A 14,092-nucleotide genomic window follows, 5' to 3' on the forward strand; every position below is an offset into this window, starting at 1 on the left:
TATCTTACCGTATATCCGGTTAATTTCAATGCAAAAATATAAAATCAACCGTTCAAGACATGCAGCGTTTCTTTTACATGTTCACCTTGTCTTTGTGACTAAGTACCGAAAGAAAGTACTCAGTGGCTTGCACTACAAAGCATTTCATCAGTATGCAGGTGAAGTGTGTCGCGACTTTGGGGCTGATTTAAAGGAAAGTAACGGAGAGTCCGATCACGTTCATATGCTGATCGAGTACCCGCCCACAGTGCAGTTGTCAGTACTAGTAAACTCGCTGAAAGCGGTAACGTCTCGTCGTCTGCGTAATGAGTTTCTAGACTTGCGTGGGGCTTACGGCAAGCCAGTGTTGTGGTCTCGATCATACTTTGCAGGTTCGTGCGGGGGAGCACCGCTGGAAGTTGTTAAGCAATACATTCAAAATCAGCGTGGCTGATCATTCTTCGGGCTTTTCAAGCCCGACCAAATTCCCCTCCCACCTTATGTCGGTGGGAGTACCCTTTGGAGGTTAAGATGGATATTTTCTTAACCTTAAAACTTCATGATCGACTATTTGCTGATGCACGACGGATCAAATTACTCAACTATATAAAATCTTCTGGCTCCATTAATCAAGCTGCACAATTGGCGGGCATGAGTTATAAAAGCGCCTGGCATGCAATAAACGAAATGAATCAAATAGCCGAAAAAACTCTACTTGCCAGTGCTACCGGCGGTAAAGGTGGCGGTGGTACCGTTTTAACGCCCTACGGCGAACGTTTATTACAACTGTATGGATTATTAAAACAGATCCAGCAAAAAGCCTATCATGTGTTAAATGATAAAAATTTACCGCTCGATAGTTTACTAGCAGCAATTTCACGTTTTTCATTGCAAACCAGCGCGCGTAATCAATTCTTTGGTACTTTGATCGAATATGATAGCCACTCAATTCAGCAAAATATCAAAATTCAGTTAACCAATAGTGACACCATTTTAAATGCCTCATTAACTAAGCAAAGTATCAAACGATTACAATTAACAGTCGGCAAAGAAGTTTTAATTCTACTCAAAGCACCCGCAATAAAATTGCTGCCATCACAAACAGTAATCCCAGCAGCCGATAACAAGGTAACAGGAACGGTAGTTCATATTGAAAAAGATGATAAAGATAGTGAGCTGAAGGTGAAATTAGAGGATGGATTATTACTTTGCTCTATCATGTCAAATCAAGCAATAGCAGATCAAAGAATAGAACTTGGCAATAAATTGACGGCAGTTTTTGCCGCTAACCAGATTATTGTCGCCACATTACAATATTTGCCTGACTTAACAACAGATTAATTTTATAAAATTTATTTTAACATATAAAAAGCTTAATAAAACCAACCAATAATTAAGCTTTTATAATGAAAATATAAAAATTGATACTGATATTATTCCTATAACAGCAAATTAACTATTTTTGATAGGAGTCAACTAACTTCTGTATTTTCTTTTTCGTGCTAACAAAGTTATTGTACTTTACCTTGGCACAGAGTAAATCAAGTTTGGTATTAAGTGCCATCGCTAACAAATTTTTTGAATCACTATCCATAATATTTTTGTTAATATTCCAATATTTAATATCATCCATAATCATAACGTAGTCTTTTATATACTTTTGATATTTAACGGGTTCTGTTTTTTTAAGTAGATTTAAGTGATCAATACATTCGTTGTTTGTTGAGGAAATAATAATACCATTAAATAATATTCCAGATTTGTTGACTGGCGATTCAACTGCCGCTGTTTGGTTATCGATATTGCTATTTTTTTTAGCGAAACCCGCACATCCGCTCAACAACATAATGGCTAATAATACACTAAACAGATTTTTTTTATTGTACGTCATGTCATTGAATCCTAAAAATATTATTTTCTTTGATCTACACGAAATCACGAATGGTAAATTAACTGATAAAAGAAGTAAACAACTTCCTTTTCTAACGATAAATAAAGCGATCAACCTCTCAGATTAATTACCGTGGCTTTAAAATATAGTTTGCCATCCCTGGCAGGTTAACTACTTCCTAATATCTTTTATTTCAGTAAAAATGGGTTTAATTTTTGTAATAACGACTAAATAATAATTATTACCAATATTATCATTTCATTACTTTTTCTCACTAGCGATAAATGAATGCCAATTTCCTTATCGACATTCAAAATACCGCTTACATCCGTTAAGATTTATTGCAATGAAATTTACTAGAAATCCCTGCCAATACTAATGAAAATATTTCTTTCACTTGTATGCCCAATATAATATCTCTCCATTGATAAAAATATTTGTCATGATTTCCAACCCATTTTTATTCTATTAACCTTAGATCTGATTTGATACTGACTTTTTCTGGTGTAACGGTTGAGGTTGCAGGGTTATAGAGCCAATCCTGGCCAGGTTTCTGGTAATCTAACTTAAATAGCCCATCAACATTAATATTGGCTTGGCCTTTGTCATTAAGTGGTACGATGATTTGATTTCTGTTATTCGGTTTTAGCTCCTGACCCTCAATATTAAAGGTAAAATTTAATCCGGCTAAATTGGTGGTAAAAAACTCGCCAGACTTAGCGCTGTCTGGATAAACATCCAGCGTAACGCTTTTATTAGCAAGACTAAGGTGGTTATTAGCCTGACAGGTTAAATTTAAGCCGCCAATATTTGCTACTGACTGCTGCTTTAATGTTAAATTGTCATTGATAGAAAGATTAAATTTGCGCCAAGAATAGCTAGAATTACACGCAATTTCAGTAATATTATCTAATTGAGATAAGCTAAATCTATAATTCGGCCCTTTCGGATCATTATTCAATCCACCCTTACCATCAAGCTGATAAATATTTAGCTGCCCAGAAAAACGACTTGAATCAATATCACCATCTTTCTTTATATAAAGCCTTACCTGAATAGTTCCTTTTTCCGGCTGATTAGCATTCACGTAAATATCGGTTTCTATCCTTCGCTCTATTTCTGGGATATTAATATTCAAATCAGTATCATGACCGTTATAGGTTATACCAAATTTCATTCCCGGAGGAATGTCTGGCGCACTTACTTCTGGAAAAGAATAAAAGTAGACCGCTTCTGATTCCTTAGAAGTGCATTCAACATTTCGCGTAAATAGCTCAGATATCCAGATCTTTTCACCATTTTTAGAATCTTTAGGGATCAAAACATTGCCCACAGGTTTAGTCTCACGATAAGGATTATCAGTATTACCTAAAACCTTACATTCCAGCGCTAACGCGCTGCTGCTATAGAAAAACAGCATTGCCATAATAAGTGCTATTTTTTTCATTAAAAACTCCATTTCTATCTCACAATCAACCAGTCATTGTTAATTAGCTGATGACAACATTGTAATAGTGTATTCAACCTTGAACTTGTTAGACACTGTCTGATTGGTAGACGAAGTTACAGTCACATCAAACCTACCCACTTTTGCACTCTTCGGTGAGAACTTAACTTTACCTAGATTATCGGTGGTAAGTTTCTCATTAATCGATAAAGCTGGAATTAACACATCTACAGCATAATCTTTCAAAACATTACCATTGCTATCAGTGACACTAATTTCAAATGGATACTCTGATTGATCATCCGCCGGTACAATATTTTTTTGCATTAATGACGTAATTTGGATCCCAGCAGTTGCAGTATCGCCAACAAAGCTCACTGTTTTATCGGCTTTGTTTACCTTGCCATCGCTTAATTGCGCACTGACCTGAATATTCTCAACAGCTTTAGTTGTACTGGTTAAATCAATTTTGGCCTCTCCATTAGCGTCAGTTTTACTCTTCGCCGGTTTTGGTAATGTAGCATCGCTACCTTTATCTTGTTGCCATGTCACCTCGATGTTAGGCACCAAATTGCCATTTGCATCTTTTACCACTGCAATAAAAGTGAATGTATCTTTACCATTGGCAGCTTTACTAATGATATCGCCATCCAATCGAACTTGAGTTAATGCTGCCGTAGTGCTATCCGCAACAAAGTGGGTTGGTTTGTTAACCTCTTTATCATTAACTTTAGCCGTGACGGTATAAGCACCTGCCTTACTGCTCGTTACCTTGGTAATCGCTTTACCTTCGCTATCGGTTTTAACTTTTTGCTGCGTAAGTTTCGCTTCACCACTGACCGTAAATGTCACCTCTGCATCAGGCACCCAATTACCTTTTGCATCAGTTACTCTTGCAGTAACTACATTGGTTGTTTTTCCATCTGCCGGTGAGTTATCCGGATCAATCAACAAATTGGCGTCAGTAATTTCCGCCGTTGTGCCATCGGCTTTAAAGGTGGTCTGTTTATCAGTCCCTTTACCATTCACGGTAGCCGTAACGGTATAAGTACCCGCTTTACTACTCGTTATCTCGGTAATTGCTTTACCTTCGCTATCGGTTTTAACTTTTTGCTGCTTAATTGTCGCTTCACCACTGACCGCAAATGTCACCTCGGTATTTGGCACCCAATTACCTTTTGCATCAGTTACCCTAGCAGTAACAACATTGGCTGTTTTTCCATCTGCTGGTGAGTTATCCGGCTGAATGACCAAATTGGCGTCGGTAATTTCTGCGGTTGTGCCATCGGCTTTAAAGGTGGTCTGTTTGTCAGTCCCTTTGCCATTTACGCTAGCCGTAACGGTATAAGTACCCGCTTTATTACTCGTTATCTCGGTAATTGCTTTACCTTCGCTATCGGTTTTAACTTTTTGCTGCTTAATTGTCGCTTCACCACTGACCGCAAATGTCACCTCGGTATTTGGCACCCAATTACCTTTTGCATCGGTTACGATGGCAGTGACCCCATTAGTTGCCACACCATTTGCCGGTGAGTTATCCGGCTTAATGACCAAATTGGCGTCGGTAATTTCTGCGGTTGTGCCATCGGCTTTAAAGGTGGTCTGTTTGTCAGTCCCTTTGCCATTTACGCTAGCCGTAACGGTATAAGTACCCGCTTTATTACTGGTTATCGTAGCCTTCACTATACCCTTTGTATCCGTTTTAGCTTTTACGGGAGAAATAGCTGCATCATCACTGACCTTAAATATCACCTCAGTATTTGGTACCGGATTACCTTTTGCGTCCGTTACGATGGCAGTGACCCCATTAGTTGCCACACCATTTGCCGGTGAATTATCCGGCTTAATGACCAAATTGGCGTCGGTAATTTCTGCGGTTGTGCCATCGGCTTTAAAGGTGGTCTGCTTGTCAGTCCCTTTGCCATTTACACTAGCCGTAACGGTATAAGTACCCGCTTTATTACTCGTTATCTCGGTAATTGCTTTACCTTCGCTATCGGTTTTAACTTTTTGCTGCTTAATTGTCGCTTCACCACTGACCGCAAATGTCACCTCGGTATTTGGCACCCAATTACCTTTTGCATCGGTTACGATGGCAGTGACCCCATTAGTTGCCACACCATTTGCCGGTGAGTTATCCGGCTTAATGACCAAATTGGCGTCGGTAATTTCTGCGGTTGTGCCATCGGCTTTAAAGGTGGTCTGTTTGTCAGTCCCTTTGCCATTTACGCTAGCCGTAACGGTATAAGTACCCGCTTTATTACTGGTTATCGTAGCCTTCACTATACCCTTTGTATCCGTTTTAGCTTTTACGGGAGAAATAGCTGCATCATCACTGACCTTAAATATCACCTCAGTATTTGGTACCGGATTACCTTTTGCGTCCGTTACGATGGCAGTGACCCCATTAGTTGCCACACCATTTGCCGGTGAATTATCCGGCTTAATGACCAAATTGGCGTCGGTAATTTCTGCGGTTGTGCCATCGGCTTTAAAGGTGGTCTGCTTGTCAGTCCCTTTGCCATTTACACTAGCCGTAACGGTATAAGTACCCGCTTTATTACTCGTTATCTCGGTAATCGCTTTACCTTCGCTATCGGTTTTAACTTTTTGCTGCGTAAGTTTCGCTTCACCACTGACCGCAAATGTCACCTCAATATTCGGCACCTGGTTACCTTCAGCATCAGTCACTATCGCAGTAACAACATTGGCGGTTTTGCCATCTGCTGGTGAGTTATTGGGATTGATCAGTAAATTGCCGGCTGTAATTTGTGCCGTTTTCTCATCAGCTATAAAGGTGGTCTGTTTGTGGGTCGCTTTATTATTCACTTTAGCAGTAACAGTATAAGCACCGGCTTTTCTACTGGTTACCGTAGCCTTTGCTTGACCATCATTACCGGTTCTTCCTATTACTGTATTGATTAATGCACCATTACTAACGGTAAAAGCCACATCAACGTTAGGTACCAGATTACCATGTTCATCGGTTACCTTGGCTGTGGCCCCATTAGTTGCTATGCCGTTTGCTGGCGCATTATCAGAAGTGATCAACAAATTACTATCGGTAATAACAGCCGTTGAAGTATCTGCAACAAAATTAACCTTTTGCTGTTGAGTTGAATTGTTAATGCTTGCCGTAATAGTAGATCCAACCGCTGTTTTATTAGTGATCTCAAACTTGGCTTCTCCATTAGCGTTCGTATCGACGTTCTTCGATGCAGGCATCGCTCCATTATCTGCCTTAAATACTACACTTACATTTGGCACCAAATTACCATTTGCATCAGTGACTACCGCCTTTAACTGATTTTGTGCTTTACCATCGGCTAATTGATTATCTTTTAATATAATCAAATTACCTTTTTTAATGCTCATCGTGTCGCGATCCGCTTCTAGCAGCACAGTTACTGGCTTAACTTTCAACACTGAACCATTAATTTTAACGTTAAAGGTACTTTGTCCAGCAGTGGTGCCGGTTAATTCGGCGCTATAAACACCTTTAGCAGTCTCATTTATGTTATTAATGTGACTATTAGCCAAACTAGTGCTAAAGGTCACTTTATCACCACTAATAGGATTGCCCTGCGCATCCTTCAGTTCAAGTTTTAAGTTAGCTACCGCTTTACCATTGGCCACAATAGTTGCGGGTTGTGCGGTTAATAATGATTTTTCTGCACTTGGACGGCCAGTGACAAAGGTAACCGACTGCTTTTCTTCCTTACCATTAACTGCAGCGGTAATTTCACTTTTACCCGCTTTAGTATTGGTAACGCCAATAATCAGTTCTCCACGTTGATTAGTATTCGCGCTTCCACTATTGTCAATTATTGCGCCATCGGTGGCGGTCAGAATAATGGGCATATCCGCAACTGTATTACCATGTTTATCAGTTACTAATGCATACAGCGTATTCTTTTCTTTACCATCGGCTAATGCTTTATCCCTGGTAACAGTTAATTTGGCAACCTCAGCTGAATTACGATCCGCGCTGAATTTGAGCGCGCTATGTTTATAATTGCCGTTTTCCATTGTTGCGGTGATCTTGCCTTCGCCCGCCACTTTACTGGTTATATAAATAACCGCTTTTCCTTGGCTATCAGTAGTTGCTGTTATCCCCTTTCCATTGCTAGCACTTTGAGTACCGCTAAACAATGTTGTACCCGATTGACCATCTGACTGTTTTAAACCATCGACATGGAAAGTAATAACTTGTTGAGGTAATGGTTGTCCATGTTCATTAGTGATCACGGCAGTAGTGGTAAAACGATCCTGATTATTTGCAGGTAAAGTTGCATTAGGCTCGACAATCAAATCATTAACCACATTCTTAGAAGGTTTTACTCGTATTATGGTCGTGGCTCTGTTCGATTCATTGTCATTATTATCTATCCCCACCGCACTGATTTGATATTCTTGCGCAGCATTACTTTGTGTCTTATAAACATAAGCCGGTAAAATAATTTCCAATTGGGTTGGTGAAATAACCTTATAATTACCACCATTAGCGAGAAAATTAGCGGGAACTGTCCAGTTGATGGTTTTTAAACCATATTTGGTTTTATTGATGGTAGCAGAAACAATCACTGTTTCTTTTGCTTCCGCTCGCATTTCAGCGGGCAACGAAATATTAATTAATTCCTGTTTGCGATATTGCATAACAATATCATAATTTCGATCGACAAAATCATACTTATTACCAACCAAACTACGCATGACATCAACCGCATCAGGATCTAATTGCTGTGCTAAAGGCACGCCAAAGCGATAAATAATATCCATACCAACCATAGTGTCATTACGGTCACCGGCCGCATGCTCCCCTTTCAAGGTTATTAATGGTACGGGCGTGTAATTTATCCCTAATGTCAATGCATAAGGATCGTCTTTTAATTTATCAGGATCAACACCGGTACCAAGATGGACACCTTTGCCAAAATATTTTTCATATTTGATACTACCACCCAGTTTAGGGTAAGTCGGTAAATAGGCTTCTGCGCGAACATCAAAGCCGGTTGCTGGACGCTCATCATAATCATCCATTATAAATATCTTTGATTGGTGCCAATCAGTTAAGCCAAAATAGCCATTAGCCGCTAATTTCAGATAATCTGTCCAAGCTTCACCACCTAGACCTAAGCGGGCATTACCTCCGGTGTAATCATAGTCATAGAAAGTATTAATGCCATACATCCAATCGCCCCAATATTGACGATAACCTAAACCCAAATTTAAAGTATTTCTGTCTTTATTTGTTCTTAATCCTAATTGGGTAAAAAGCAAACTATTTATGCTATCTATAACAGGTAATAAAAAATCTCCAGTAAATGTTCTATCGCTGCTGATAGAAACACGGGCAGTACCATACTGACTTAACCAATCGTTAAGTCGCTGATTAACCAACCCTTCGCCAATATTTTTTGCATAACCGATAGAAGCATCAACTGCATTTCTATTGGCTAAAATATTGCCAACCTGGCTGGCAATGGAAGCCAAAGCTTGATCTGTATTGTCTTCTGCGGAAGTTTCAGCTCCACCTAAATTAGGTAAAATAGGATTAATTGTCTCGGTGCTGTTAGCCTTGATTTCAAGACTGGGTGGCATTTCTAACGGATAATGTCCTGAACTCAAGCGTTCAGAGGGAAATAGAGAGGTTTCTCCCTGAGATGACGATGTTAAACTCTCTTTAGTAACGATATTATCATGCTCTTTGGCATCATTCATCAGGGATTAAATACCTGAGATAGTATCAGCCATCTCAGCATTTTCGACTGCATTAGCTATTGAGGTAGAAAAAAAAAGGAGGGGAGAAAATAATTGTATTAAAAGTAACCACCACGCTATTATTTTTTTTCCCTTCCATGAAAACTGTGGCATAAGTAATTTACTCTAATATGTACATTCATAGTAAGAAACCACCTTCAGTTAATTAAAGGTGGTAGAATAAGAATAATATTTAAATACTTGATAACGCTTTAACTTTTTCTTTTACGCTTTGAAAACCTGAGAATTGAACTTTTGAGCATAGCGTGTCTAATTTAGTACTTAGGGTCATAGATAATAATTCTTTTGAATCTTTATCCATAATATTTTTATTAACATTTAAAAACGTATAATCCCTGCTAATTTTATTATAATCATTGGAATATTGTTGGTATTTACCGCCATTCGCTTCTTTTAAAAAATTAAAACGGTCAACACATTCATTATTTGACGAGGCAATAGTAATACCATCAAATAACATACCTTTTTTTTCTATATAATTTCGTGCAGGAATACTACTTTGGTTATTGACAATAGTCGCGCCATTTTTATTAGTTTGACTCGCTGTTTTATCATTTAATTTATTATTCATCTTTTTTGACACAGGTACAGAACAAGCATTTAATAAAAACATAGCACCAAATACTAAAGCGCACTTTTGGAAATTAACATTCATAACAAAGCCTTTATTCAATTACGTAGCTAATTAACAAGCTCCATTAAGGAGCCATTTCGAGTGATCCAAACTAATAATTCAGTACTACACAACATCATAAAAATGATAGAAAAAAGTAGTACTAGTTTTTTAATAAAAAAAGATAATCGTTTCGACATATAAAAGTGAATCCTTAAAATTTTATTAATAATAAAGTTAAGTAAAAATTCTCACTTTTAATAAAGTAAAATATCGAATAACTATTAGTCATAGATAAACTATATTTATTAATAATTTGATAGTGGTTGAATTATATTCAAATATAAATTATTTAAATTTTTAAACAAAAATTATTCTCATCAAATAGATGATTAGATTAAAGTATGAACTAAAACAAAAAAACAAGAAAAAATTCTATAAGTTAAGCTTGTAATGAGTGAAATGATATATATAAATATTAAAACGGCAAATCGTTTTAATCGATCATAAGTCAAATATTAATAGATAACAGCTATCAATTATTAACTTATGATCGTTTTCCCAATGGATTAAATTAATAAAAATCAATAAGATATAAAAAATGAAAACATTTAGATACATATTTAATTATAGTTTAACTATACAGAGATTACAAAATTACATATTATTCGCTTTAAAACGAATATAGAAAATAAAATTAAATGATATTGCAAAATAAATCATTATGAATACAACTAAATAAAAACAACTTAATAACAAATTGACTTTGAATATTCTCAATAATGACCAGGTATTGAATATGATAATTTACACGCTATACATTAATAATCACTAAACGAATATTTTATTTAATCGATTTGGAAACATACTTAATATATGGAAATATAACCTACTGATTGGTATTTTTTATTATACTAATTGTCTTATTCTATTTTGTGCCTGAAACTAACGGAAAAGTTTCTCTTATAAAAGGAAAATTGGAGCCATAAGGCTCCATTTTTTTTATCTATTGTTACAAATATAAATATAGACACATAATTTTAAAATAATTCTACAATATCATTAAAATTTATTATTAATAATTTATTTACATCGCTATTTTATAAATAGCCTATCGGACTAAATAGCTAATTTCTCTAATCTCAGTTTTTATTAATTTATTACATAAATAATTAACATAAATTTCACTTATTTTACTGAAAAGTTTATTTTAGCAAATAATCCATTATCTTTAATGCTTGATATTTTGTTATCATAGCTATAACAAATTTCTTTAATAGGTAAAATCAATATCAAAACTCTTCTATTATTTGCCATAGCTGTTCAGCTTTAATTTTTTAATAACAGATTTATCTGGCTAACACTATTTTAATTTCACTACACTTAAATAATACTTATTTATATAAATAACAAAATAGGTTATTTTTGCACTTTTAAACAACTACTTTAATGGTAGGCTGGTTAAATTAGGGTAGATCTTAGTCAACAATTTGAAAACGACAACAGTTATATTTGGTATTCAGTTTCATGGATAATATAATAATTCAGAACGATTTTAATGAATGTATCAATAGGAGTTTAAACTATGGCAGTAACTAAGCTGGTTCTAGTAAGACACGGCGAAAGCGAATGGAATAAAGAAAACCGGTTCACTGGCTGGACTGATGTTGAACTTTCCGATAAGGGGCGCGAAGAAGCAACAGAGGCAGGCCAGCTATTAAAAAAAGAAGGTTTTATTTTTGACTATGCTTATACATCCGTTTTAAAACGTGCCATTCATACATTGTGGAACATTTTAGATCAAATAGATCAACAGTGGCTTCCCGTTGAAAAAAATTGGCGGCTTAATGAACGTCATTATGGTGCGCTACAAGGTTTAGATAAAGCAGAAACAGCAGCAAAATATGGTGACGATCAAGTTAAACTATGGCGTCGTGGCTTTGAAATTACACCACCAGAATTAACCAAAGATGATTCTCGTTACCCTGGCCATGATCCTCGTTATGCAAATTTGCAACCTTCAGAGCTTCCTGTCACTGAAAGTCTCGCTACCACCATTGAACGTGTTGTCCCTTATTGGGAAGAGGTGATTAAACCTCGAGTTAAAAAAGGCGAAAAAGTCATTATTGCAGCTCACGGTAATTCATTAAGAGCATTAGTCAAACATCTAGATAAGATGAGTGAAGACGAGATCCTTGAACTTAATATTCCAACCGCTGTTCCGCTGGTTTATGAATTTGATGAAAATATGAAACCGATTAAACACTACTATCTTGGTGATCAAGCTGAAATAGCCGCTAAAGCAGCCGCTGTTGCTAATCAAGGTAAAGCAAAATAATTAAATTAAATTTATAAGTATAAGGCCACTTTGTGGCCTTATTAATCATGAATTAGATATGCTTTTTACGACGTATTCGAACAGCTTCAGCTAAACGATATAATAATTTTTTACTATCTTGCCAACCAATACAGGCATCTGTCACACTTTTACCATACTCTAGCGGTTTATTTATACTTATATCTTGATTTCCTTCAACAAGATGACTTTCGACCATTACTCCAATGATTGCTTTTTCACCGTGGCATATTTGATGAGCTACATTTTCAGCCACTTCAAGCTGTTTTTTATATTGTTTACAGCTATTTGCATGACTGAAATCAATCATAATTTGGGCTGACAAGCCTGATTTTTGCAAACTCTCTTTAACAGCTTGGATATCTGATTCACTATAGTTTGGCTTTTTACCACCACGCAAAATAATATGACAATCGAGATTACCGCTAGTATTTACAATTGCTGAGTGACCCCATTTAGTAACCGATAAAAAACAGTGAGTCGCTTTAGCAGCATTAATTGCATCCATAGCCACTTTTATTGTTCCATCGGTACCATTTTTAAAACCTACCGGGCAAGAGAGACCGGATGCTAATTCACGATGAACTTGAGATTCAGTAGTACGTGCGCCAATCGCTCCCCAACTGGTAAGATCTGCCACATATTGAGGTGTGATCATATCAAGAAATTCACCCGCAGTTGGTAAACCTAAATCATTAATTGTTACCAATAAATTACGTGCAATACGCAATCCTTCATTAATATCAAAACTGTTATCCATAAAAGGATCATTAATTAAACCTTTCCAGCCAACAGTTGTACGCGGTTTTTCAAAATAAACCCGCATAACAATTTCTAGTTCATCTTTTAACTCATCATGAATTTTTTTTAGCTTTTGTGCATATTCAATGGCTGCTTTTGGATCGTGAATTGAACATGGACCAATAACAACCAAAAGTCTGTCATCTTTACCAGTTAGAATTTGATGAATTGATTCACGAGCTGTTTGCTCTGTCAAAGCGGCTTTATCTGTTGCCGGAAATTTTTCTAGTAATGCAACTGGCGGTAATAACTCTTTTATCTGTTTAATTCTAATGTCATCATTCTTATAAGTCATCTTTTCTGCTCAATGTATCGCTTTTTAGCCAATATATTCTCTAAAATAAATAAAAGATGAACTCAATTTAACCTCTAGAGATAAAAGTGTAAATATGCACTAATATTTATATTATAAAGATTTAATCAAAATATATAATATGATATAAATTTCTTAATCGTTAATTTTAAAAATATTATACGGTTATACCAATACAAGTAACAATCAATTAGCTAAAAATATCGAACCATTTTCTTTAGCTGACCGACGCCAAAGTCGAAAACCATTGATTGAAATACCGAGTAACATCAAGTATTCAAATGACATTGCTAAAACACCCTGCAAGTAAAAAATGACAACACTAATAATATTGATAATAATCCATAGTAACCAGTTTTCTGCATATTTTCGTGTCATTAGTACCATAGCAATAATCGAGAGTACCATCATTACTGAATCCCAAAAAGGGAATGCATCGGGCTCTATTTGTACAGGTTCAATATGAAAGCCTAATAAATGGGCGATATCCCAAGTAATCTGAGTAAGAAAAATAAACACTTTATCAATGTTAAAACTTAATAGCAGCGTTGAAATAATAGCGATAAATAAAGTTACCACTACTTTTGAAAAACTCATCCAGCGAATCTTAAGCCTTAATTCATGATAAGCATCTACTCGACTCCAAGCGTACCAACCATATGTATTTGCTGCAAAAAAGAAAATTTGTAACAATAAGCTAGCATACAATTGAATTTGAAAAAAAATTACAGCAAATAATGTAACGTTTATTAAACCAAAAAGATAATTAATAATTTTTTCCTGGCTAGCAAGCCAAATACATAAAAATCCGGCTATCGTAGCCACAGCTTCTATATAAGATAAGTTATAACCATTGCTGCCAAGAGCAATATGTACCATAGTATTACTAGTATTGAAAAACTCCATTCCTC

The 14,092-nt window shown here is 36.1% G+C and carries 9 protein-coding genes; 3 read left to right on the forward strand and 6 right to left on the reverse strand.

The window, feature by feature from the left end:
- The first annotated feature begins 28 nt into the window (after positions 1 to 28).
- The gene (tnpA, locus tag LDL57_RS10480; RefSeq protein ID WP_225505529.1) at positions 29 to 433 is read left to right on the forward strand and encodes an IS200/IS605 family transposase; all 405 of its coding nucleotides are present in this window, start codon (positions 29 to 31) and stop codon (positions 431 to 433) included.
- A gap of 77 nt (positions 434 to 510) precedes the next feature.
- Positions 511 to 1,320 (forward strand): TOBE domain-containing protein, encoded by an 810-nt coding sequence (locus LDL57_RS10485; protein WP_180560990.1) that lies wholly within the window; start codon positions 511 to 513, stop codon positions 1,318 to 1,320.
- Between the two features lie 115 nt (positions 1,321 to 1,435).
- Here LDL57_RS10485 and LDL57_RS10490 read toward each other — a convergent pair whose 3' ends face one another.
- From LDL57_RS10490 to LDL57_RS10505, 4 genes are all read right to left on the reverse strand, one after another.
- On the reverse strand, positions 1,436 to 1,870 hold the full coding sequence (locus tag LDL57_RS10490; protein ID WP_180560991.1) for a YuaE family lipoprotein: 435 nt from the start codon (positions 1,868 to 1,870) through the stop codon (positions 1,436 to 1,438).
- A gap of 460 nt (positions 1,871 to 2,330) precedes the next feature.
- On the reverse strand, positions 2,331 to 3,317 hold the full coding sequence (locus tag LDL57_RS10495) for a hypothetical protein (RefSeq protein ID WP_180560992.1): 987 nt from the start codon (positions 3,315 to 3,317) through the stop codon (positions 2,331 to 2,333).
- Between the two features lie 39 nt (positions 3,318 to 3,356).
- The gene (locus LDL57_RS10500) at positions 3,357 to 9,038 is read right to left on the reverse strand and encodes an Ig-like domain-containing protein (protein ID WP_225505569.1); all 5,682 of its coding nucleotides are present in this window, start codon (positions 9,036 to 9,038) and stop codon (positions 3,357 to 3,359) included.
- A gap of 232 nt (positions 9,039 to 9,270) precedes the next feature.
- Positions 9,271 to 9,753 carry a YuaE family lipoprotein gene (locus tag LDL57_RS10505; protein ID WP_180559743.1) on the reverse strand — a complete coding sequence of 161 codons (483 nt, stop codon included), beginning with the start codon at positions 9,751 to 9,753 and terminating at the stop codon, positions 9,271 to 9,273.
- A 1,543-nt stretch (positions 9,754 to 11,296) separates the two neighbouring features.
- Here LDL57_RS10505 and gpmA point away from each other — a divergent pair.
- On the forward strand, positions 11,297 to 12,049 hold the full coding sequence (gene gpmA, locus LDL57_RS10510) for a 2,3-diphosphoglycerate-dependent phosphoglycerate mutase (protein ID WP_180559744.1): 753 nt from the start codon (positions 11,297 to 11,299) through the stop codon (positions 12,047 to 12,049).
- Positions 12,050 to 12,101: 52 nt separating this feature from the next.
- Here gpmA and aroG read toward each other — a convergent pair whose 3' ends face one another.
- Positions 12,102 to 13,163, reverse strand: a complete 1,062-nt coding sequence (aroG, locus tag LDL57_RS10515) for a 3-deoxy-7-phosphoheptulonate synthase AroG (protein WP_180559745.1) — start codon at positions 13,161 to 13,163, stop codon at positions 12,102 to 12,104.
- A gap of 204 nt (positions 13,164 to 13,367) precedes the next feature.
- Positions 13,368 to 14,087 (reverse strand): nicotinamide riboside transporter PnuC, encoded by a 720-nt coding sequence (gene pnuC / locus LDL57_RS10520; RefSeq protein WP_180559746.1) that lies wholly within the window; start codon positions 14,085 to 14,087, stop codon positions 13,368 to 13,370.
- Positions 14,088 to 14,092 lie beyond the last annotated feature (5 nt).

Source organism: Arsenophonus apicola (assembly GCF_020268605.1).
In the GTDB taxonomy this organism is placed as follows: Bacteria; Pseudomonadota; Gammaproteobacteria; order Enterobacterales; family Enterobacteriaceae; genus Arsenophonus; species Arsenophonus apicola.